22 protein-coding genes are annotated in these 21386 nt (G+C 46.9%); 4 read left to right on the forward strand and 18 right to left on the reverse strand.

The window, feature by feature from the left end; translation table 11 throughout:
* Positions 1–90: 90 nt before the first annotated feature.
* Both groL and R2S67_RS13555 read right to left on the reverse strand, forming a co-directional pair.
* Positions 91–1689 carry a chaperonin GroEL gene (gene groL / locus R2S67_RS13550; RefSeq protein ID WP_257887316.1) on the reverse strand — a complete coding sequence of 533 codons (1599 nt, stop codon included), beginning with the start codon at positions 1687–1689 and terminating at the stop codon, positions 91–93.
* Between the two features lie 33 nt (positions 1690–1722).
* Complete coding sequence (locus R2S67_RS13555) at positions 1723–2013, reverse strand: co-chaperone GroES (protein WP_005373989.1); 291 nt, start codon at positions 2011–2013, stop codon at positions 1723–1725.
* Positions 2014–2282: 269 nt separating this feature from the next.
* Here R2S67_RS13555 and R2S67_RS13560 point away from each other — a divergent pair, with 269 nt between their 5' ends.
* Positions 2283–2633 (forward strand): rhodanese-like domain-containing protein, encoded by a 351-nt coding sequence (locus R2S67_RS13560; protein WP_048624720.1) that lies wholly within the window; start codon positions 2283–2285, stop codon positions 2631–2633.
* Positions 2634–2729: 96 nt separating this feature from the next.
* Here the strand turns inward: R2S67_RS13560 and R2S67_RS13565 are convergent, their stop codons facing one another.
* The 4 genes from R2S67_RS13565 to R2S67_RS13580 all read right to left on the reverse strand — a co-directional run bounded on the left by R2S67_RS13565 (position 2730) and on the right by R2S67_RS13580 (position 6922).
* Positions 2730–3128 carry a GFA family protein gene (locus tag R2S67_RS13565; RefSeq protein ID WP_258587217.1) on the reverse strand — a complete coding sequence of 133 codons (399 nt, stop codon included), beginning with the start codon at positions 3126–3128 and terminating at the stop codon, positions 2730–2732.
* A 280-nt stretch (positions 3129–3408) separates the two neighbouring features.
* Positions 3409–3672, reverse strand: coding sequence for a DUF3012 domain-containing protein (locus R2S67_RS13570; RefSeq protein WP_005395285.1), 264 nt, complete (start codon positions 3670–3672; stop codon positions 3409–3411).
* A gap of 192 nt (positions 3673–3864) precedes the next feature.
* A complete protein-coding gene (gene fni, locus R2S67_RS13575) occupies positions 3865–4884 on the reverse strand; it encodes a type 2 isopentenyl-diphosphate Delta-isomerase (RefSeq protein ID WP_074189797.1) in 1020 nt (339 codons plus the stop codon).
* A gap of 238 nt (positions 4885–5122) precedes the next feature.
* Entirely contained in the window at positions 5123–6922 is a 1800-nt protein-coding gene (locus R2S67_RS13580) for a cation:proton antiporter (RefSeq protein WP_005395287.1), read from the reverse strand.
* Between the two features lie 447 nt (positions 6923–7369).
* Here R2S67_RS13580 and R2S67_RS13585 point away from each other — a divergent pair, with 447 nt between their 5' ends.
* A complete protein-coding gene (locus R2S67_RS13585) occupies positions 7370–10000 on the forward strand; it encodes a DUF2339 domain-containing protein (protein ID WP_411057561.1) in 2631 nt (876 codons plus the stop codon).
* Positions 10001–10088: 88 nt separating this feature from the next.
* Here the strand turns inward: R2S67_RS13585 and R2S67_RS13590 are convergent, their stop codons facing one another.
* The 12 genes from R2S67_RS13590 to flgB are packed head-to-tail and all read right to left on the reverse strand — an operon-like array spanning position 10089 to position 20079.
* Complete coding sequence (locus R2S67_RS13590) at positions 10089–11129, reverse strand: flagellin (RefSeq protein ID WP_317345045.1); 1041 nt, start codon at positions 11127–11129, stop codon at positions 10089–10091.
* Positions 11130–11146: 17 nt separating this feature from the next.
* Positions 11147–12046: a flagellar hook-associated protein FlgL gene (gene flgL / locus R2S67_RS13595; protein ID WP_005395290.1), complete on the reverse strand. Its 900-nt coding sequence runs from the start codon at positions 12044–12046 to the stop codon at positions 11147–11149.
* Positions 12047–12057: 11 nt separating this feature from the next.
* The gene (gene flgK / locus R2S67_RS13600) at positions 12058–13431 is read right to left on the reverse strand and encodes a flagellar hook-associated protein FlgK (protein ID WP_005395291.1); all 1374 of its coding nucleotides are present in this window, start codon (positions 13429–13431) and stop codon (positions 12058–12060) included.
* Positions 13432–13980: a rod-binding protein gene (locus R2S67_RS13605; protein WP_046873842.1), complete on the reverse strand. Its 549-nt coding sequence runs from the start codon at positions 13978–13980 to the stop codon at positions 13432–13434.
* A gap of 10 nt (positions 13981–13990) precedes the next feature.
* On the reverse strand, positions 13991–15112 hold the full coding sequence (locus R2S67_RS13610; RefSeq protein WP_031780462.1) for a flagellar basal body P-ring protein FlgI: 1122 nt from the start codon (positions 15110–15112) through the stop codon (positions 13991–13993).
* A complete protein-coding gene (flgH, locus tag R2S67_RS13615) occupies positions 15112–15783 on the reverse strand; it encodes a flagellar basal body L-ring protein FlgH (RefSeq protein ID WP_005395295.1) in 672 nt (223 codons plus the stop codon). Before flgH ends, R2S67_RS13610 begins: the two co-directional genes overlap by 1 nt.
* A gap of 32 nt (positions 15784–15815) precedes the next feature.
* Entirely contained in the window at positions 15816–16601 is a 786-nt protein-coding gene (flgG, locus tag R2S67_RS13620; RefSeq protein WP_005395297.1) for a flagellar basal-body rod protein FlgG, read from the reverse strand.
* 27 nt (positions 16602–16628) lie between these two features.
* Positions 16629–17360, reverse strand: coding sequence for a flagellar basal-body rod protein FlgF (gene flgF, locus R2S67_RS13625; protein ID WP_317345049.1), 732 nt, complete (start codon positions 17358–17360; stop codon positions 16629–16631).
* Between the two features lie 12 nt (positions 17361–17372).
* Complete coding sequence (gene flgE / locus R2S67_RS13630; protein ID WP_046873843.1) at positions 17373–18569, reverse strand: flagellar hook protein FlgE; 1197 nt, start codon at positions 18567–18569, stop codon at positions 17373–17375.
* Between the two features lie 27 nt (positions 18570–18596).
* Positions 18597–19280, reverse strand: a complete 684-nt coding sequence (gene flgD / locus R2S67_RS13635) for a flagellar hook assembly protein FlgD (protein ID WP_005395303.1) — start codon at positions 19278–19280, stop codon at positions 18597–18599.
* Positions 19280–19714 (reverse strand): flagellar basal body rod protein FlgC, encoded by a 435-nt coding sequence (gene flgC / locus R2S67_RS13640; protein WP_005395305.1) that lies wholly within the window; start codon positions 19712–19714, stop codon positions 19280–19282. Before flgC ends, flgD begins: the two co-directional genes overlap by 1 nt.
* 2 nt (positions 19715–19716) lie before the next feature.
* Complete coding sequence (gene flgB / locus R2S67_RS13645; protein ID WP_005395306.1) at positions 19717–20079, reverse strand: flagellar basal body rod protein FlgB; 363 nt, start codon at positions 20077–20079, stop codon at positions 19717–19719.
* A gap of 77 nt (positions 20080–20156) precedes the next feature.
* Here flgB and flgA point away from each other — a divergent pair, with 77 nt between their 5' ends.
* Positions 20157–20954, forward strand: a complete 798-nt coding sequence (gene flgA, locus R2S67_RS13650) for a flagellar basal body P-ring formation chaperone FlgA (RefSeq protein ID WP_046873844.1) — start codon at positions 20157–20159, stop codon at positions 20952–20954.
* A gap of 134 nt (positions 20955–21088) precedes the next feature.
* Positions 21089–21370: a flagellar biosynthesis anti-sigma factor FlgM gene (gene flgM, locus R2S67_RS13655; RefSeq protein WP_006741305.1), complete on the forward strand. Its 282-nt coding sequence runs from the start codon at positions 21089–21091 to the stop codon at positions 21368–21370.
* Positions 21371–21386: the final 16 nt, after the last annotated feature.

The raw sequence follows: 21386 nt of genomic DNA on the forward strand, positions 1-21386 counted from the left end.
TGACTGATTCGCGGGCTCAAGCGAGCCCGCTTAGGTTTTGCAATGTTATTGTTGTTTTAACGCCTACTTAATCACTAACGATTGATAACGTTAGATATCAAGTTCTTTGTCTTCAACATGGTTGGTGATCATCGCTTCAGTCGTGATCATCAAGCCAGCAACAGACGCCGCGAATTGAAGCGCTGAACGTGTTACTTTCGCAGGGTCCAAGATACCCATTTCGATCATGCTGCCGTATTCACCTGTTGCAGCGTTGTAACCGTAATCGACATCACCCGCTTTGACAGCATTCGCTACGACTGAAGCTTCATCACCTGCGTTGGTTGCGATTTGACGAAGAGGCTCTTCCATTGCACGTAGCGCAACTCGGATACCCACGTTTTGGTCATCGTTGTCGCCTTTTAGATCCGCCAATTCTTTCGCGATCTTAGTTAGGGCAACACCACCACCAGCAACAATACCTTCTTCAACCGCTGCGCGAGTAGCGTGTAGCGCATCGTCCACGCGGTCTTTCTTCTCTTTCATCTCAACTTCAGTTGCAGCGCCGATCTTGATCACCGCTACGCCGCCAGAAAGCTTCGCAACACGTTGTTGAAGCTTGTCTTTGTCGTATTGAGAAGTGGTTGTTTCGATTTGTTTTTCAATCGAAGCCACACGATCAGCAATCGCGCTTGCTTCTGCTGCACCACCCACGATGGTTGTTGTGTCTTTGGTGATGGTCACTTTCTTCGCGCTACCTAGTTGCTCTAGCGTTGCTTTTTCAAGCTCTAGGCCGATTTCTTCAGAGATGACCGTACCTGCGGTTAGTACCGCAATGTCTTCCATCATCGCTTTACGGTTGTCACCAAAACCAGGTGCTTTCACCGCAGTCGCACGCACGATGCCACGCATGTTGTTCACAACCAATGTCGCTAGCGCTTCACCTTCGATGTCTTCAGCAATGATCAATAGCGAGCGAGAAGATTTCGCCACTTCTTCTAACACTGGCAATAGCTCGCGGATGCTGCTGACTTTTTTGTCCACCAATAGGATGTAAGGGTTGTCTAGCTCTACGCTGCCATTTTCTTGGTTAGTGATGAAGTATGGCGACAAGTAACCGCGGTCGAATTGCATACCTTCAACCACAGACAATTCGTTGTCTAGACCTTGGCCTTCTTCCACCGTAATCACGCCATTGCGACCCACTTTTTCCATCGCTTCTGCAATGATTTCACCGATCGCGCGATCGCTGTTTGCAGAAATGCTACCCACTTGGGTAATGGATTCTTTGTCGCTGCATGGCTTAGACATTTCACGTAGTTTCTCAACCGCCGCTTCAGTGGCTTTGTCGATACCACGTTTTAGGTCCATTGGGTTCATGCCAGACGCTACCGCTTTAAGACCTTCATTGATGAAAGATTGCGCCAGTACAGTAGCCGTCGTTGTACCGTCACCTGCTTCATCATTCGCTTTGGACGCCACTTGTTTCACCATTTGTGCGCCCATGTTTTCGAACTTGTCTTTCAGTTCGATTTCTTTCGCTACAGACACACCATCTTTGGTAATGGTTGGCGCGCCGTAAGATTTATCAAGCACAACGTTGCGGCCTTTAGGGCCTAGTGTCACTTTTACTGCATCCGCCAGTAAGTTCACACCTTTCAGCATTTTTTGACGTGCGTCATTAGCAAATAATACGTCTTTTGCAGCCATAATTATCTCCTCAAAAAACTACTACAAAAATAATTACTCAACGATTGCTAACACATCAGATTCGGACAGAATCAAGTATTCTGCGCCGTCAATTTTCTCGGTTTTCACGCCGTAACCGTCATTGAAAATGATTTGGTCGCCCACTTTGACTTCCATCGCAGCGCGTTCGCCATTTTCAAGGCGTTTACCTAAACCAACAGCAATGACTTTCCCGCGGTTTGATTTTTTCACCGACTGAGAAGTTAAAACGATTCCCCCTTCAGATTTATTTTCCACCTCTTGTCTTTCAACAATTAGCTTGTCATTTAAAGGACGAATTTTCATTTTTAAGTGCCTCCTACTTGGAACCAAAAATAAAAGACAGAATAAACATCAAGATGGATTTGCGAGTCGACCGCTCGCTTTCGATGAGAATAATAAGGTCGAAAAATTGGAGTTCAAGAGGTGGATTTCATAAAAATTTTTTATTGAATTGAATAAAATCTTCTATCGAAACTTTTGACATTCACGACCACTTAAAACCTCTTTATGATGGAAAATGTGTTCAATCAAATCTAGAGTGGTTACATACTCTTAAAAAGGATAATCAAACAATGAAAAAGGTCGTATCTCTGTTTCTTGCAACATTGTGCGTTGGCTTGCTTTCTCCCAACGTGGCGGCTTCTGAGCGTGCTGAGCAAGGGTGGCAACTGATTGAGAAAGGCGCAATGATTGTCGATGTACGCACGCCGCAAGAGTTCTCTGAGGGGCATTTAGACAATGCGGTCAATTTCCCTCTATCTGAGCTTGATAAACATTTCCAAGCCGTCGATAAAGATCAAGCGATCGTATTGTACTGCCGCAGTGGTAACCGCTCTGGTAAAGCGTATCAATATTTGCAATCGCAAGGGTTCACGAATCTGCACAATGCAGGTGGCTTAGAAGAACTGCAAGACGCCAAATAATCATCTCTGTTCTAATTTCAAAAATAAAAGCGTAGAGGGCGTTGTAGACTTATTGCAACGCCCTCTGTTATTAAATAATTCTCTTCCGCTACTACTCTATTTGGGCCCGGCCTCAAACTGAGTCAGGTTATCCGATATCTCAAGCCACGGCGCTTTGGACGCGACAAAAATATGGAAATTTGGCTTGTGGGATGGAGCATCATCCAAGACACCTAGGCGAATATTGACAATCCCATTGTTCTTTTTCGAATACAGGCTCGACCCGCAATGGCGACAAAAACATAACATGGTATTTTCGCTTTTCTGATAAGTCTGAATATCCTCTTTTCCTTGGATAATGAGCAACTTATCCAAAGCGACACCACCTGCAGACGAGTAGTCGGAGCCTGTGAACTTGCGACATTCCGAGCAATGGCAATTTCCCATGTACTTGAATTCATCTGCCACTTCCAATTTCACCTTACCACACAGACATGAGCCTTTGAGTACTTCCATTTGAGTCCCTTTTTGTTATGAATCTAATTGAATTAGACGAATACACCGACACCATGCCACTGCAATGCGAAAAATTAAAGGCAGGTAATACAGGTTTTCAAAAATGAAACGAAAATGTAAAACACTCTACTCAGAGGAAAGATAGGTGTGCTCAGAACGTGAGAGCTCAAGCTATTGTCGATACAAAAACACCAAGCAAGACGCTTGGTGTTTTCTTAATATTTTGTCTAACACAGTCATCACTCTTAATGAGAGACGCCGTGTTGAGAAAGTGTAGTGCTTAGAAAATGCAGTGCTTAGTAAAGCTGGTGGCTTCGTTTGCACTCCAGTCACCTTTTGGCTTATCTTTCAGGTTCTCACACCATTGCTCGCTGCCCACACCATCTTGAAGAACACAGTGCTTCGCAAAGTCTACTGCGTTGTCTGCTGTCCATTCTGTTTTTGGCTTATCGCGCATGTCGTTACACCAGCCTTCAGTGCCCACTTCATCACTACAAGCGGTTAAAGCAGAAGCCGCCAACATCAGCATGACTAGTTTTTTCATAAATTTAAGGTTCCAGTTGCAAACAATATTAAAATAAAACTCAATCGCTTCAACAAATGCCCATTCAACGGTCTGAACTAAGCAGTCACTTGTTGAAGTGACTTTTGTATCAACTATAACGAAATTATCAGTCTACGTGTTAAGACACCGAAAAATTATTGAGCCAAGCTGCGTACATGACACCATAAACACCTATAGGCAGCGCGCTTGCGTTAATGCGCTGATCTTAGAAGACCCCGTGCCAAAACATGCTAAACGTAACTCTAACGCCATTTGCTCAAAGTGCTCGACCACCGCTTGAGTGCTTATGGTAGCCGCTTTCAAGACTGCGCCCGCTTGCCCAACGAGATTGGCGCCCAAATGTATGGCTTTCGCCGCTTCAAGTCCGTTATGCACACCACCTGAGGCGATCAAAGGTAATGTAGGATGCTGTGCTCTTATTTGAGTCAAACATTTTGCCGTTGGGATGCCCCAATCGCGGAAAAGCTCGGCTGCACGCTGCATTTTCGGGTTATCTTGGCAATAGCCTTCAACCGCGCTCCAACTTGTGCCACCCGCGCCCGCTACGTCAATGGCATCCACACCGGCGTCAACCAATCGCTGCGCAACGTGACCACTAATACCAAAACCGACTTCTTTAATAATGATCGGAACGTTCACGCGAGATTTAAGCTGCTCGATAGCGTGTAAGACCCCAATCCAATTATGGTCGCCATTTTTCTGAAACGCTTCCTGCATTGGGTTTACGTGTACAAACAACGCATCCGCTTGAATGGATTCAACCGCACGCTGCGCATTATCAAGTTTACCTTTGTCGCGCAATTGAGCGGCTCCAAGGTTGGAATAAAGCGGCACATCTTTGGCTAAATCACGAATGGTTTTGCCTAGACCTGCGTGTTGGCGCTCTTCTAAGCTAATACGCTGCGAACCCACGCCCATCGCAATGCCTAATTCACTGGCAGCTTCAGCCAAACGACAATTGATCACTTCTGCGTCTTTTGCTCCACCTGTCATTGAGCTAATCAAAAACGGCAGCGCCAATCGGTGGCCAAGAAACTCTGTCGACAGGTCGATCGCCTGAAAGTCACATTCTGGCAGCGCGCAGTGTTCAAACTCGACAGACTCAAAGCCCGCCGTTTTATGCTTCATGCTCATGTCATGATGTAAAACAGCGTCTAGATGTAAATCTTTTCGGTTAGTTTGCGGAGCCATAATGTCACCCTAAAGTAAAACAGTCGCGCAGTATTGCGATCCTTATCAGTAACGTCAATGCGAATTTTCTGAATTCACGAGATTACTTTTCCGAAACCAGTAATGAATCACGACTTACTCTGACATTATAGAAAGAGAAACTCGCCTTCTGTTTTAAACAAGCAGGCGAGTGTTCCTCCAAGTTGAAGTAATCAGCGTGCAAGAAACCACGATAAAAAGAGCCGCATACTTCTCTAATTTACTTTGCGCTTTCTGACAGAATCAGAGACACAACGGTGCTTGTGGTGGTTGGAGCAAACTGCTCAGGATCATCACAGAATTGAATTTTCCCTTTTTCTTCAACGTGGAACAACGGTACTACCGAGTTCCCTTTGTGGTGCGCTAAATAGTCTTGATACGTAAAGTTGTCGCTCAATTTCGTGTGTTTTATCTCTGCACCGCGGCTCAACAAACTGGCCAGCTGGGTATAGCTTACGTTACCGCCCATCAGCAATTTACCGTGGTACTCCTGAGCCACGGAGTGCTTCTCGCTACCATTGCCGTTGGTTTTCACTTTTTGCAAGCAGTGAACTTTATCTTCACCAAACTCGTCGACAAATTGCATGCAAGCCATAATGTTGAAATGCTGGTCAGGCGTTAATGCAACGACTTGTCCCACCCCTATCAGGTTCAAATTGTCATCTGCGTGACTAGAAATCGGATTCCCGTAGTAGTAATCCAGCCCCAACATACGAACTTGACTGATGTACTCCCAGTTAGAATCGGTCATCAATATGCGGCGGTCATAGCGTGCCAACGCTTGACCAATTTCTCTGGCTACTCGGTTAGCACCAATCAACAAGAAGCCGCGTGGCGCTGGCTCCGCGACGCCCAACATCAATGCGACAGGACGTGCCGTTGCACTTTGTAAAACAACCGTTCCGATGATCACCATGAAGGTCATAGGAACCAGTAAAATCGCTTCATCAATACCGTATTCGGTCAATTTGATCGCGAAAAGAGACGAAATAGAGGCAGCGACAATACCGCGCGGTGCAACCCAAGACAGAAACAGTTTATCTTTAAGTCTCAAGTTACTGCGGATGGTTGAGAGGAAAATCGACAACGGACGCGACACCAACTGCATAAATACAAACAGCAATAACGCGCCGCTACCCAGCGCAGCAAAATCATCCAAGCTGATGCGTGCAGCAAGGAAAATAAATAGGCCGGTGATCAGCAATATGGTCAAGTGCTCTTTAAAGTGCAGAATTTGTTGAATATTGATGCCCTTTGCGTTGGCAAGCCACATACCCATTACAGTAACCGTGAGTAATCCGGCTTCAGACTCAATATGGTTGGAGACGGAAAATACGCCGAGCACGATCATCAAAACCGCAAATGGCTGCAAGTATTCCGGTAGCCACGCACGGCGCATAATCGTTGCGACTGCTGCGCCAGAGGCTGCACCAAGAATGACGCCCACGGCAATGAGCGTCCCGAACACTTCAACGCTATTTATCGCGCTGTGCGATACGATGAACTCATAAACCATCACAACAAAAAGCGCACCGAGTGGGTCAATCAAGATCCCCTCCCAACGTAAAATATTAGCAAGCGTACTGTTAGGCCTTACCGTCCGAAGAAGTGGCACGATCACCGTCGGACCTGTTACCACGGTTAAGCTGCCGAACAACATGGCGAGCTCCCAAGTAAAACCGAGGAAATAGTGCGTCGCAATACTGGTTGCTGCCCACGAAATGATGGCCCCGATGGAAACGATACTCCAGACTGAGCCACTCACACCGCGAATTTCTTTAAAGTTTAGGGTCAAGCTGCCTTCGAAAAGAATCACCGCAACCGCCAATGAAACCAACGGAAAGAGCAAATTCCCTAAAATCTCATCTGGATTTAACCACTGCATAAATGGCCCGACAATCAACCCAGCTAGCAGCAAAAATAAAATCGCTGGTAAGCGCAATCGCCATGCCAACCACTGACAACCTAAACCAATGACCCCAACCGCTGATAGAACCAGCGCTTCATTACCCACTTGCATTAATCATTACCTGTTTTGTCTTTTTTCGCGTGAATGCGCTATACCCAAATAACCTCGGGCGTGCGGTTCAATAAGCATGACTTGGCATGCAGACTAAACGGCTTACCTTCGACTCTTCGACAGCATGCCTCTGAAATGCACATTTTTGAGGTCACTTGGGTATCGCATCAGAATTATGAATATAGTTGAACCCCAATGACTTAACGACTCATTTCTGTTCATCAGATCTTAAAGTGACACACAAGTATGTCGCTTTGTCGAATTCATCATTATGCATTGAGTTTCATTATGTAGAATGATTCTTAAAGAAAGCGCGGAACCTAGCACTATATGAAGCTAAGGCAAAGCGCTTGGACTAAGCTTTAGCGTACGTGCTCAAAGTTAAGAATCGTGTGTCACGCGACGTACGCAAGGAGAAATGGATTGTACGTAATACTAGCACTGTTCATGGCGTTGCTCGCCATCCTCATCGGAGTGAAAGCCGCCAACCGAGCAGCACTTTTAGAAAAAGAACTAACCAAACTTCGTGAAGAGGTAACATCACTGCGAGTCAGTATAAATAAGGACTCGAACCAACCAACGCGCCAACAATCCATTGTTGAAGAGGTAACAAAAGAGGCAAACTCCTCATCCTCTAAGGAGCATGATCCGATTACCGACCGAGCATCTTATCCAAACACAACACATCAAGCTCAATACCAGGCAAGCGAAGTTCAACTGGACGTTTTTAGTCAAGAACAAGAGTCTATATTGCCAAGTAAAGTTCAGAGCCTGCTTAACAACATTCAAGAAAACTGGTTGGTTTGGGTGGGCGCGCTGGCAATGCTAATTGGTGGGGGGTATCTAGTACAGGTTATTGGTAGTCACATTGAGTTTTCGCCACTTATGCGTGTGTCCTTTGCGTTTGTACTCTCGTTACTTATGGTGCTTGTTGGCGAATGGTTCCACCGCAAAGAACAACAAAATCCTCAACGAGCAACACGAGCCCAAGGCTTTACTTATGTGCCTGCCGCCGTTACCGGAACCGGGCTAACTGGCATTTACTGCACGGTTATCTTTGCGTTTGTTGTTTATCAAATGCTGACACCTAGTGTCTCGCTGATCATCTTAGCCGCTGCCGCATTTTGCAGCTTGGCTCTATCTTTACAGCAAGGGCCGTTGATGGCGGTGCTTGGTCTGATTGGTGGATACACCGCACCGTTATGGATTGGTGGAAGCGAGCCTAATTACTTCTTATTAGCTGGGTATATCAGCGCGATATCGGTTGCGGCAACATTGCTAATGCAAAAAGTGCGTAGTGCATGGATTTCTCCAAGCATCGCGCTTCCACATGTTGTTTGGATGCTGTTGCTCATTGAAAGCATGCCGCTTGAGACGCTTTTTTCTTGGCTGGCTATTTATCTCTCAATTACGCTCTATCTTATTTTCGCCGTTCCAAGACTGGGTTGGACACTCAATCCTCGTTATCATCACTGCCAGAATAAGTGGACAAATCCGCCGACCGCTACCTCTCTCGCGATTGCGTTATTGACCTTTTCGGCTGTCACCAGAATGCCAGAATTGGACACACTGCAAATGGTGTGCTGTTATGCGCTGCTCGTTGCGACAGTATGGCTCCCAGCGGTTCGCACAGGTTGGTCATTGCGCGTATTTTTGCCTTCCATATTGGTCTCTGCGACCGCACTTGTTGTCCTCACTGTCGCGTTTGACGCTTTGTATATGCCAGAACATGGTGCCAGTATCTTACTCGCATTGGCCACCAGTATTGCACTGATCTGCTGTCGAACTTATTGCCAGTCACTCAGTGACCGATCGCAACTTAGCGGCGTACTTCTGTTAGTACTGGCTCCTGCAATGAGTTTGATTACGCTGTTTTATGTCGACGAATTTATGCAAGGCTACCTGTGGCACTGGACTGCATTCTGCGCATTGGTGACCGTTTATTACGTTGTACTTGGTCAGCGCTTACATTCGCTAGCATTGGAATGTTCTGCCGTCATGCACGCTTTAATCGTAGGCGTCGCCTTTGTTTGGTTAAGCGATACCTGGTTGACGACAGCAATCTCGATACAAGTTGCGGTAATGGCGCTACAGACGCAATCAGGGTTATTTCGCCCCGCAAGTTGGGCGATTAAAGTGGCGATGGGGATACTGGTCATCCGCCTCACACTTTTACCCTTCATCCCTGAATGGCAACCCGTAGAAGCAGGACATTGGGCTTGGGTTATTGTGAGTTACCTACCGTCTCTCATCATCCTGCTCTATGCTCGAGCCACGCTAAAGCAAGTGGACCTCGAACTGACCAACTGGTTTGAAGGCGCATTTTTGCATGTATTCTTAATGGCGCTATTCACCCAAACCAACTACTGGTTAACTGGGCAGTACGGCTATTTGGGACACCTTGATTTCACAAGCGCCATCGTTTTTGCTAACCAAGCGTTGGTTATGGGTTTGGTGTACAGCTACCGTAGCCAATTTGCACAACGCTTAAGCCGCATCTATGAAGCCTACAGCTACCTGCTTTGGTGTGCCTTCGCATTGCTGATAATTTTGCTTAATACGGCAGAGTCGCCATTGGTGACTGACAACGTCTCAGCCCAAGCTCTTCCCGTCATTAATATGCTAAGCGTCGGCTGGTTGCTGCCAGCTTGCATCCTACTTATCGCAACCTTTAGAGGCTGGAATACGTTACAGGTTCATCGATTTGCGGTTGCTAGCCTAGGCTTTGCACTTGCTGCTATTTGGTTAGGTATGTCTATCCGTCAATTCTGGCAAACCACATCCATGATGTTGTACCAACCGACCAGCATGGCAGAACTGTTCAGTTATTCAGTAGCAGGTTTGCTCGTGGGTGGATTGCTTACTTGGCGCGGTGTGACACACAGAGGGTTGATGATGCAGCGCGTGGGTCTAGTGGTTTTAGCTTTTGTCGCACTCAAAGTATTCTTATGGGATGTTAGTTCTCTGGATGGGTTCTGGAGAGCAATCAGCTTCTTAGGTTTAGGAGCATCTTTAATCGCGCTTGGGTGGTTATTCCAGAAATTGAATCGCTCGGTGGCAAAAGCACTCGAACCATAAACGAATTAAAGAGAGATTCCCGACAATGCACCGTTCTCGTTATTGGGGGGCGATAGCGATGCAAAGCCGGGAATCATTGGAGTGTTCGTTATTTTAGCAACGCAACAACCGTATGACGACGCACGTTTGCTTGTGCATTCAACGCTTGAAAAGTCGAGGTAAACTCACCAGACTTCTGCACAAAACCATCCAGTTTTGCATTCACATCATCCACAGAAAGCTGCGCGGTTTTATTTTGAATTGAGCGCATTTGAGTATTCAACTCTCCATGAAATGCTTTCGCTTCCTGCAAGCTCGTTTGCACTTGTCTTAGGTGCTGGTTCACTTTGGCAATCGTCTGTTTCATACCATCGCGTGACGCCAAATCAAACCCAAGTTCTGCAATACCATCTGGCTCTGACTTTAGATTTAGAACGTTCGGCTGGCCCGCAGGAAAACGGTGCCCTTCGCCCGTGACCATCACTTTCTGCTGCATTTGCTGATAAGCGTTGTCTCTGGCTTCAAATAAAATGCTGCCATCGTCAGCTAATGAGGCACGCATCCCTAAAGCAATCAAGCTTCGGTCAAGCATTTTGACAGTTCGAGCACCATCGGCTTGTCCATCGAACTGAATCATTACCGCTTGACCCTGAGGGAAATCCAAACGAATTTGCTCAGCCTTGTCACTTAAGCGATGCACGTTCAAGCCAGGAATAGAAAAGCGACGAATGTCTGCTTTATCTAGCTTTAAATGCAGTTCGTTGTTGAGCACTTTCTGGCCGTCGAAACGAGCATGCTCCACAACGTTCTGAATGGTGGCTTTAGAACGAACCAATGTATCCTGCAAGCCAGGTACATTTTGCACGCCTTGATTCACCGCTTGCGTCAAACCACGTTTAATTTGAGTCAGCTCTTTGCCAATCACCTGCAACGATTTCGATGCGATCTGCACTGCCGTCGCTTGCTGCTGACCTTGGGTCAGTTGAATCCCAGAGACAGAGTAGGCTGACGTAGTGTCAGCCTGAACTTGCGCCGGGCGCGGTTTAATTGCAGTACTTGAGTCTGCAGAACGGGTCGGCATGATAGAGGCTTGTTCTTGCCCACCCAAGCGTATGCTATGGGGTCTAACCTCTACTGTACTCATTACCATAAAAGAACTTCCTAACCTTATAGACGGTCAAACAACGATAGATCATTGATCTTTACATAGCTCGCTTGCGTTGCTTGCAAAGCCGCCATGTAATTGCTCAAGCGTACCGATGCTTCACCGTAATCCAGAGCTGAGAGGTCACCTGATACTTTATCGACGAACAGTTTATTCTCACCATGAGCACCGCCAACCAAATCTAGGTTATTGTGTCGGCCACCAATCTCCGTCATCGTGCCAAGTACGCTTGCCAACGTATCATCAATGGCACTCAGGCTTGCGTCCACTTCAGCTTGGAAATTCGGACTCGGGTTCTCAAATTCTGTAATTAGATTATTAATTTGATCCAGTACGTTTTTGCCGCCACCAAGGTCCAAAATGTCCTTTGCCGTCATGTTGGAATCCATCGTTACGCCTTTCGCAATCGTCACGACACGTTTATCGCTGTTGCCCTCGATGACATAACTACCGCTTGCACTGTTTATAGCAGGGGTGTCAGTTTTGGTGCCTGAAAATAGGTAGTGCCCTTCTTCATCCTGAGCATTGAAAGACGACTCAATTGAATCACGATAGCTCTTTAGCTCCGTGATCATACCGGTACGGTCTTGATCAGTCAGTGAGCCATTCGCGCCCCATAATGCAATATCACGCATGCTCATTAGGCTCTCTTTCACTGAGTCTAAATGTGTTTCTTGACTCGAAAGCGTGGTTTTGACGTTTGCGATATTGTTTTGATATTGGGCGATGGCACTGTTTTCACGATCCAAATTAAGCAGCTTAATCGATGCCATTGGATCGTCAGATAGTTTAGTTAGACGCTCACCTGTCGTCATTTGTTGTAGCACGTGCCCCAGACCTGCATTGTTACCTTGCAGGCTTTGCAGCATCATTTGGCTAAATTGATTGTCACTGATTCGCATCTGGGTTTCCTTTAGAATAACTGCAATACAGAATCGAACAGCTGATTCGCTGTGCTGATCACTTTCATGTTGGCATTGTGTGCATTAGCAAACGTCATTAAGTTAGCCGCTTCTTCATCACTGTTAACGGCACTCACATTGTCACGAGCCGCATGTGCTTGCTTGTTCATGGCTAACTTAGCTTGGTAATCGGCGTCTGCTTGGCGTGCTTTAATCGCGGTTTGACCCACCATGGAACTGAATGCGTCATTCAAACTCACTGAGCCATAGCCAGTCACAGAAACAGGCTTGTTGCTTAAATTAATCAACGACTGCAATACATCCGCATTACCTGGCGTACCATCACTTGAAAACGCAAGCTCACCTGGAGTCAACTCAGTGATATCCAAACTTGCCGCTGGGTTGGCAGGGTCGTAACTGAACAATGGTTTACCTGGGTTACCATTTAAATCTTGTCCAGTAGCGAGCACAGCGTTGTATTCATCCGCTAATGCTTTCGCCATGTCATTCAAAGCCAATTGGTTTGGTTTTAATACATCGGTTTGATAATCGTTAATCGCACCTAATTTGCCACCAAGAGAGTCACCAATCGCAAAACTTTGGCTTGAGAATGTTACGTGTAAGTCTGCTACGTAAGGGTCGCTAGGGTCTGGAACGGCTGCGAGTTTGCCATGGTCCGTGCCCATCACAAGTGGCTGACCAGAGGTCAACGTCACCTGAACACTGCCGTCAGGCTGTTCTGTTGTTCTGATTTCGATGGTTTGAGATAACTCGCCGATCAATTTATCTCGTTCATCCATAAGTTGCGATGGGTTGCCACCTGTTCCTTGCATTTCAACCAGCTGCTTGTTTACCTTCGCGATGTTTTCCATGAGGCTATTCGCGTGGTTGAGTGCCGCATTACGCTGGTCGCTCATATCTTTATGTTGGTTGTGCAAAGACTCAGTAAGCGTATTAAAGCGGCGCGCCAACGCTTCAGATTCGTTGATGATTTGTTGACGGTAAGGGATCGACTCAGGCTTAACCGTAGCATCGTTAAGCGCAGCGTTTAGAGAGTCCAAACCAGCAGAAATACTGAAGCCATCGGCCCCTAGCGTATTTTCCAATTGGCTCATGTTGCTGGTGTAACCAGAAGCGTACGCCGCCATACTGTTAGTGGACCACGTTTGCTTAATCAGAAATTGGTCTGTAACGCGGCGAATGCTGGTGACCTCTACCCCTAAACCAGGGCTTAAGCGGTTGGCTTTTCCGTCATCGACTGATGCCATCAACGCTTGTTGACGACTGTAGCCCACAGTATTCACGTTCGCCACGTTTTGTGCCGTTACGTCTAAGGCCACGCGGTTCGCGCCTAAACCTGAAAGGGCAATATTAACTAGGTTCATTTACAGCTCCATTTTCCTGATCAACGGCTGAGAAAACGCGGTAGTCATACCGGCCTCACCGAGCACCTGTTTTACAGAGGCGACGGCTTGAGAGGCGGTATTAAATAAGCTCGAGTTCCCCTCAATCTCGTTAGCATCAAGCTGTGAGATAGATTCAGAATTCGCACCTTTACCATCGTTTGCAGATGAGATGTTACGCGCAGCATCAAAGGCGACTTCGCGCATAGAGGGGCTAAGTTGCTGGATGAGCATATTGGCAATGCCAGAGCTCTGCTTTTTTGCCAGTTCCATTGCCAGTTGCCCATCGTACATATCGCGGAAAACACCTTGCTGTTGGCTCGCAAACGGGCTGTCTTTATCCGCTAGAACATCGCTGCTGCTGCGCATTTGACGCAGCACCATTTGTAAAAACATCGCCTCAAATTGACCCGCCACTACTTCAAGCGCGCCTTCCTGATCTCGACTCTGCTTGATGCTGGCAAGTGCGCTGTTGTCGTGATACAGCATCGAATTCAGTTGAGTTTGTTCATTGGTACTGTCTAGTTTCATCCTTAACTCCTTAAATCACGACCAATTCAGCGTTCAATGCACCCGCTTCGCTCAGTGCTTGCAGGATAGACATTAAGTCAGTAGGTGTGGCACCTAAGCTGTTTACCGCAGTCACAATAGTGTTGAGCTCCGTGCCTGGAGGCCAAATCACCATTTGAGCTAAATCTTCGTTCACATCAAGATCCGTTTGGTTAACGACTTTCGTATCGCCATTTGCAAACGCATTTGGCTGACTGACTTGTTGTGATTCAGAAATTCGCACGGTTAAGTTGCCGTGGCTCACTGCCGCCTCACTCACTTTGACACTCTTACCGATCACGACCGTTCCCGTACGAGAGTTAAAGACAATTCGAGCCGGCTTGCGGCCTTCCACGACGCTCATTTCTTCAAGCATCGACATCATCACTACGCGCTGTTGGGTATCTTTTGGTGCACGCATATCAATGCGCGCTTTATTGATCGCAACAGCAACGTTAGGCCCAAAAGTGTTGTTGATTTCACGCGCGATATTTTTTGCCGTCGTGAAGCTTGGTTTACGCAGGTTTAAGGTGACTTCATCACGCTGGTTGAAATCAGTTTTGATTTCTCTCTCTAACGTCGCACCATTCGGAACGCGACCTGCCGTTGGCGTATTAACTTCGACTTTGGAGCCACTTCGCCCTTCTGCAGATAAACCGCCCACCACGACGTTTCCTTGTGCAATGGCATACACTTCACCATCAATACCGCGTAAAGGCGTCAACAATAGCGTACCGCCACGGAGGCTTTTCGCGTCACCAATTGAAGACACGACCACGTCCAAAGTTTGTCCAGGGCCCGCCATTGGATCAACGGTTGCTGTCACGCTCACAGAAGCCACATTTCGTAGCTTAGGGTTCATACTGTCATCAATTTGAACCCCAAACTGACGGAGCATGTTGGTAATAGATTGAGAAGTAAATTTCACTTGGTTTCGGTCACCCTGGCCAGCTAAGCCAACCACCAAACCATAACCAACCAATTGGTTTTCTCGAATGCCGCGTACATCGACCAAGTCCATGATCGGAATTTCCACTTCAGCATGTGAAGTGGTTGGTAATCCCAAGGTCAACACCAATAGGAAAGACGTAAAGAAAGATTGCATTGTCTTCATTAGAAAGGTACCCATGGGCTGTTGAAGAATTGAGTTAGCCATCCGGCTGCGTTGCTGTCAGCCAGAGCTCCGCGACCTGCGTAGGTAATTCGTGCATCAGCAATTCGTTGAGAAGAAACTTGGTTGCTGCGATTAATATCATCCACACGAACAATGCCAGTGAGACGAATAAACTCATCTCCCTGGTTTAGGCGCAGCCACTTTTCGCCACTGATACGCAATACACCATTAGGTAACACCTCGTGTACCGTTACGGTGATTGCACCTTGCAGTTTGTTGCCCTGTGAGCTTGAAGCGCTGCCATCAAAGTTGCGGCTGCCATCGACACTAACCCCTAACTCATCGAACGTTTTCGTTCCTATGGTCGGCGCCGCGAAATTAACCGCTGAGCTTTTGCCAAACTTAGTACCCGCTTTTTTGCTCGATGAGGTTTCTTCTGATAGTTGAACCGTTAACACATCGCCAACTCGGTAAGCACGACGATCCTGAAACAGGGTCATCGTGTATTGGTGACGATAAAGGCTACCAGACTGAGTTTCCGGCAACGTGTAATCGAGCGTTGGTGGTGCATATTCCTCGGCATTTGGCTCAGGCGGAATAAATTCCTGACGGCCGGCACATCCCACCAGCAACACGGCGGCTACTGCCCAACTCTTAGAAAGCCATTTCATTGCTTTTTCCTTCATCATCACCAATTTCATACTTACATTGATTGCGAAACAAACTTCAGCATGTCATCTGCAGCAGAGACCACTTTCGCATTCATCTCATACGCACGTTGAGTCGTGATCATGTCGACCATCTCTTCCACTACTTGTACATTTGAACCTTCCAATGCACCTTGCTTGATGAGGCCTGCGCCATCTTCACCAGCAATCAGTTCATCTGCCGGGCCGCTGGCTTCCGTTTCACGGAACAAGTTACCACCCACCGCCTCTAAGCCTGCTGGGTTAATGAATTTTGCGAGAGTGATTTGACCAAGCTGCTGTGGCGTTGGATCGTCCGCCGTCGTTGTTGTTACCGTGCCATCAACACCAACAGAGAATGAAGAGGCATTATCTGGGATCTGAATTTGTGGCTCTAACGGCAAGCCTTGACTGTTAACCATCAAGCCTTCAGAGTTGACATGGAACTGACCATTACGTGTGTACATGATCTGTCCATCCGAGTTTTCGATTTGAAAGAAACCCTGTCCCATAACGGCAAGGTCCAACTCTTGTGTTGTATTTTGAGTGTTACCTTGCGTAAACACTTTTTGCGTGCCAACTACGCGAACACCGCTACCTAGCTGAATACCACTTGGCAACTCGTTAACTTGGTCTACTTGAGCACCAGGTTGACGCTGAATGCTGTAGAAAAGGTCTTCGAATACAACTCGGTCACGCTTAAAGCCAACTGTATTTACGTTCGCTAGGTTGTTAGAAATGGCAGTCATCTTCGTGTCCTGCGCTGCCATGCCTGTTTTACTTACCCATAATGCTGAATGCATTTTTTATTACTCCTTGCGGGGCGAGACTTATCTCGCCGCCATTAATTTATTACCAGCTTGTGCCAACGTCTCGGCCGTTTTCATCATGCGAACTTGCATCTCGAAGTTACGCGTTAACGACATCACGCCAATCAACTCATCAATGGCAGATACGTTACTGCCCTCAATGTGCTCAGGAGAAAGTTGCACGGTTTCATCGGCAGCGAATGGCACGCCATCTACACTGTGCAGTAGGCTGTCACTCTCTTTTTGAAGTTGGTTCATTTCTGGTTTAACCAACTTCAACGTTCCCGCGACGATTTCTGCGCCACCACCTGGCGGAATCACGGATACTTGACCACGCTCGCTGATTTCAATCTTTTGATAATCAGGCACAACCAAAGGCCCATTTTCACCAAGAACAGGAAAACCATTGATGGTCATGGCACCAAAAGTGTCGACTTGGATATTGCCCGCTCGCGTGTACGCTTCGTTACCCGCAGGAGTTTCAACAGCAAGATAACCCTCACCCATGATGGCGACATCCAACGGGCGTCCCGTTTTCATAATGTCGCCAGAATCAAAACGCGTTGAGGCAGAGTTGGTCACAACCATAGTGCGACCATCAAAACCTGGGCCTTGCATTTCTACACTGCGCACGCGCTCCATATCCGCTCGAAAGCCAGCAGTATCAGCGTTTGATAAGTTGTTTGAACGCACGTGCTGAGCCTTAAGAACTCGACTCGCACCTGACGTTGCAGTAAATAACAAGCTATCCATGCAAAACTCCCATTACACCGCGTTAAACAAAGCTTGAGTTAGCTTGTCGCTGGTAGAGATGGTTTTCGCGTTTGCTTGGTAGTTACGCTGTGCGGTCATAAGCGCCACAAGCTCACTGGTTAGGTCAACGTTAGAACCTTCTAGCGCACCTGGGGTTAAATCACCCAACGTACCTGAACCAGGGACACCCATGATTGGCGCACCAGAGCTAAAGCTTTGAGTCCACGCCGTACCACTCACTTTTGCTAAACCTTGTGTGTTGGCGAAGTCTGCAAGTACAACTTGACCTTGCAGCTGTGATTGGCCGTTAGTGTAGGTCGCGTAAACCATGCCATTACCTTCAACGCGTACACCTGCAAGCTCACCGGATGTGTAACCATTCGGGCTGTTAGTACTTACGCCGAATTTCGCACCGAACTGCGTGCTGCCCTTCAAGTTAATGTCGACACTCATCGCGTTTGCGCCTGCCGCAGGGAATGAAACATTAAACGGAGCCGTCGGTGAAGAAAGCGAGCCGTCTTTGTCAAACGTTACTGGCACCGTTGTCACTGGTGTTGCACCACCATCCACTTGAACATTCACTTCCCAAGAGTTAGAAGCGGTCTTAGTGAAGTACTGAGTTACCGTATGCGAGTTACCCAGCGAGTCATAGACTTTTGTGGTGTAAGACGAATTGAATGAGTTTGGATCGTCTGGATTAAACGGCGTTACCGTTTTATCAATGGCAGACGCACTTGCATCAAAGTTTGCAACAAAATCAAGGCCGTCTGTCGCTTTTGCATTCAGTGATGACGTAGATACTTGGATATTGCCCACAGAGCCTGTCATCAGGTTGTTGTTGCTATCCACACTGTAACCTTGCAGTTTTGCGCCACTGTTAGCTGTAACAAAGTTATCTTTATCTGTCGCGAATACACCTGAACGCGTGTATAGCGTTTGACCCATGTTGTCTTTAGTGACAAAGAAGCCGCCACCGTTGATCGCCAAATCCATCGCACGGCCAGTTCCTGAGATACTGCCGTCTTTGTCGAAGTTCTGTGAAATTGACGCGACTTCTACACCACCAGGTTGCATGCCGTTGTATACTGCGGAGAATTCTGTGCGGCCACCTTTAAAACCATACGTTGATGCGTTGGCAATGTTGTGACTGATTGTGTTTAGCTCTGTGTTGGTCGCGTCCAGACCACTTAGTGCGATGTTAAAACTCATAAAAAGACCTCTGATTTCCCTATTTGGTTAAGCACCAAACTGAGTGATTTGATAGAAAGGAACGTTGCCAACGCCATGGACATTGACTAATGCTGCGCCGCCAGTATTTGGAATACGCACTTGCTCAACAGTGCCAGCCATGAGTACATTTGGACTTGCTTGCCCTTCTTGCACTTCTACTGCCACTGAGTATTTGCCTGGTTTAAGACCAAGTTCTTCAGGATTAATTGAAAAGTCGACGTCACCTTTGCCGTGAGCACCTAATGGCACTTTAGTAGATTGACCAAACTCATCTTTCACAACTAACGTCACTTGGTTTGAGCTATGAGCCAGTTCGATTTTTCCGTTCTGTACGCCTTCACCAAGCTCAAATTCTTTGGAGTTGACGTAAACAGTTTGTCCGACGAGCCCCGCTGTCGATAGCACTTGCATGTTGTCGAGGAGAATCATGCTCTGTTGCATTGTCTTGGACATATTCTCGGTACTTTGAACTTGAGAGAATTGAGCCAACTGACCAACGTATTCCGTGCCATCAAGTGGGTTAAGTGGATCTTGGTTTTGGATCTGCGCCACCATCAAAGAAATGAATTCGTTCTCTAATGAAGAAGCACTGTTCATATCTTTAGGATTTGGTGCAATGCCATTGTTCTCTTTTGCTTTAGTGCTCACAGGAGCATCAGACGATAAAGGTGTATATTGTGCGAGACTCATTAACTGCCCTGCCCTAATCTAAGCAGACCTTGCTGCATACTTTTCACATTTGATAACACTTCAACATTGGTTTCGAAGCTACGTGTCGCTGACATCATGTCTGCCATTTCAGCCACGACATCGATATCTGGGTAGTACACATAACCTTCACCATTGGCCAACGGGTTGTTTGGCTCAAAGCGTTTCTCGGCTTCTCCCGCATTTTTCACAACGTCAACAATGCGAACTTCAGCATTGGGATAAACCCCGTTTTCCGTTGTCAGCTGCGCTTTTTGGTACACAGTCGCGAATACGGGCTTCAGCGCTTTATAAGCGTCATCTGGATTTGCAGACACCGCGTCCGCGTTAGCTAAGTTACTGGCGACCGTGTTAAGACGCACAGTTTGTGCCGTCATCGCGGATCCAGTGATCGAGTAAATATCAGTGAATGACATAATTAACGTCCCTCAATCGCTTTCGTTAAGCCATTAAATTTCATGTTGAGAAACGTCAGGCTAGTTTGAAAGTCCATGTTGTTTTGCGTGAATTTCGCTTGTTCAACACCCAGTTCTACAGTGTTGCCATCTTTGCTGTTCTGGTAAGGCACCGAGTATTGGGCCTGAACCTGAAACTTAGGCACTGGTTTGTTCACACCGCCTGCAGCCACCTGGTTCATTACGGTGGTGAAACTTAGGTCTTTCGCCAAATACCCAGGGGTGTCAACATTTGCTAGGTTACTGGCAAGGACTTTGGTACGCTGAACGCGAAAATTAAGTGCCTCTGGATGTACACCTAAAGCATTTTCAAATGTGATCGCCATGCATCTTCCTTACAGTTGGCTCGAATACGCCAACATACAAACAAGATGCGTGCCATAAAAAATAGCTATATATATCAATGATTTACAAACAAGGATGGAAGCCAAACTTCCGGCTCACGGAAAGCATTAAAATCAAGGGGAAAGTGCTTACTTCCTCAACATTAATGCTAACTCTGCTTGCTCTAATACCAGGACAAACTTTCGCCAACACCTCTGGCAGAACCCTAAGCGTTGAGGAGATAAAATCTGTTGTAGCAGAGCATTTCAAACAAGAAGTGGCCCAAAATGCTCACTCTAACCAGTGGGGAGAATACCAACTGGATTTCGACATGTGGGTACCAGGCTCGGCGAATCACCTACCTGAGTGTGAATCGCCTCTGGTCATCACTGGTCGCGACAATCAAGCGTTGCCAGTTGGAAACCTTAAGCGCTCAGTAAGTTGCGATGACATCGCTTCACCCTGGCGAATTAACGTCACGATAAAATCTTCTCTGACACTGCCTGTCTTGGTTGCCACAACCACGGTCGGTCGAAATGAAGTTGTGACTGCCAAGCACGTTAAACTGGAAACGCGCACCATCTCGCGACAAGACGATTTTTATACTCGCCCAGGACAAGCAATAGGCTTAGAAACCTCTCGTCGTTTACGTGCAGGGCAAGTGGTCAACCCATCCAATTTATCGGCTCCACCTTTAATCGAAAAAGGCAATGAAGTCATAGTGATTGCGAGCAAAAATGGATTTAGCGCCAGCACGAAAGGAGTCGCCTTAGAAGATGGTGCGAAAGGGCAACAAATTGAAGTAGAAAACCTAAGTTCAGGCAAGGTCATTAGAGCTGTCGTAACCGGGTTAAACCAGGTTCATACTCAATTTTGATTTTGGACTCAGAGTAACATTTTTTAATTTTGGCTCTCGTCAGTAACACTGAATTTCGAGTACAAAAAAATATTTAATGTTTATCACATCCTAACCGCCTACTTAATTTAGAACATGATGATGAGGACCACAGCATGAAAATCGACAAAGTCGCGGGCGGTCATGTCCCACAAACAAAATTACAGCAAGCAAGCAAACAGCCTGTCGACGTCGTCGAACAGAGCAAAGTACACGAGCCTGCATTTCAAGCGAATACCGTAGCGATAGATCGCGCTCAAGCTGAAATGGCATCACTACCTGATGTTGATATGGAAAAAGTAGAACAAGTACGTAACGCATTAGCGCGTGGCGAACTTAGCCTAGATACCAAAGCACTATCAAAGGCGATCATGCAATTCCATACAGGTCACGAGTAATAACACACTAGGAAGA

Origin of the sequence: Vibrio sp. T13N, from assembly GCF_032970445.1 — a bacterium.
Classification (GTDB): Bacteria; Pseudomonadota; Gammaproteobacteria; order Enterobacterales; family Vibrionaceae; genus Vibrio; species Vibrio diabolicus.

Coding starts and splice junctions, on each gene's coding strand:
- R2S67_RS13565 (WP_258587217.1), bottom strand. CDS start 3,128: ATGGAAGTACTCAAAGGCTCATGTCTGTGTGGTAAGGTGAAATTGGAA.
- flgG (WP_005395297.1), bottom strand. CDS start 16,601: ATGCATTCAGCATTATGGGTAAGTAAAACAGGCATGGCAGCGCAGGAC.
- flgF (WP_317345049.1), bottom strand. CDS start 17,360: ATGGATAGCTTGTTATTTACTGCAACGTCAGGTGCGAGTCGAGTTCTT.
- flgD (WP_005395303.1), bottom strand. CDS start 19,280: ATGAGTCTCGCACAATATACACCTTTATCGTCTGATGCTCCTGTGAGC.
- flgC (WP_005395305.1), bottom strand. CDS start 19,714: ATGTCATTCACTGATATTTACTCGATCACTGGATCCGCGATGACGGCA.
- R2S67_RS13610 (WP_031780462.1), bottom strand. CDS start 15,112: ATGAAGACAATGCAATCTTTCTTTACGTCTTTCCTATTGGTGTTGACC.
- R2S67_RS13555 (WP_005373989.1), bottom strand. CDS start 2,013: ATGAAAATTCGTCCTTTAAATGACAAGCTAATTGTTGAAAGACAAGAG.
- flgB (WP_005395306.1), bottom strand. CDS start 20,079: ATGGCGATCACATTTGAAAATGCTTTAGGTGTACATCCAGAGGCACTT.
- R2S67_RS13570 (WP_005395285.1), bottom strand. CDS start 3,672: ATGAAAAAACTAGTCATGCTGATGTTGGCGGCTTCTGCTTTAACCGCT.
- flgA (WP_046873844.1), top strand. CDS start 20,157: ATGATTTACAAACAAGGATGGAAGCCAAACTTCCGGCTCACGGAAAGC.
- flgK (WP_005395291.1), bottom strand. CDS start 13,431: ATGAACCTAGTTAATATTGCCCTTTCAGGTTTAGGCGCGAACCGCGTG.
- R2S67_RS13590 (WP_317345045.1), bottom strand. CDS start 11,129: ATGGTAATGAGTACAGTAGAGGTTAGACCCCATAGCATACGCTTGGGT.
- R2S67_RS13560 (WP_048624720.1), top strand. CDS start 2,283: ATGAAAAAGGTCGTATCTCTGTTTCTTGCAACATTGTGCGTTGGCTTG.
- groL (WP_257887316.1), bottom strand. CDS start 1,689: ATGGCTGCAAAAGACGTATTATTTGCTAATGACGCACGTCAAAAAATG.
- flgE (WP_046873843.1), bottom strand. CDS start 18,569: ATGAGTTTTAACATCGCACTAAGTGGTCTGGACGCGACCAACACAGAG.
- fni (WP_074189797.1), bottom strand. CDS start 4,884: ATGGCTCCGCAAACTAACCGAAAAGATTTACATCTAGACGCTGTTTTA.
- flgH (WP_005395295.1), bottom strand. CDS start 15,783: ATGAAATGGCTTTCTAAGAGTTGGGCAGTAGCCGCCGTGTTGCTGGTG.
- R2S67_RS13580 (WP_005395287.1), bottom strand. CDS start 6,922: ATGCAAGTGGGTAATGAAGCGCTGGTTCTATCAGCGGTTGGGGTCATT.
- flgM (WP_006741305.1), top strand. CDS start 21,089: ATGAAAATCGACAAAGTCGCGGGCGGTCATGTCCCACAAACAAAATTA.
- flgL (WP_005395290.1), bottom strand. CDS start 12,046: ATGCGAATCAGTGACAATCAATTTAGCCAAATGATGCTGCAAAGCCTG.
- R2S67_RS13585 (WP_411057561.1), top strand. CDS start 7,370: ATGGCGTTGCTCGCCATCCTCATCGGAGTGAAAGCCGCCAACCGAGCA.
- R2S67_RS13605 (WP_046873842.1), bottom strand. CDS start 13,980: ATGAAACTAGACAGTACCAATGAACAAACTCAACTGAATTCGATGCTG.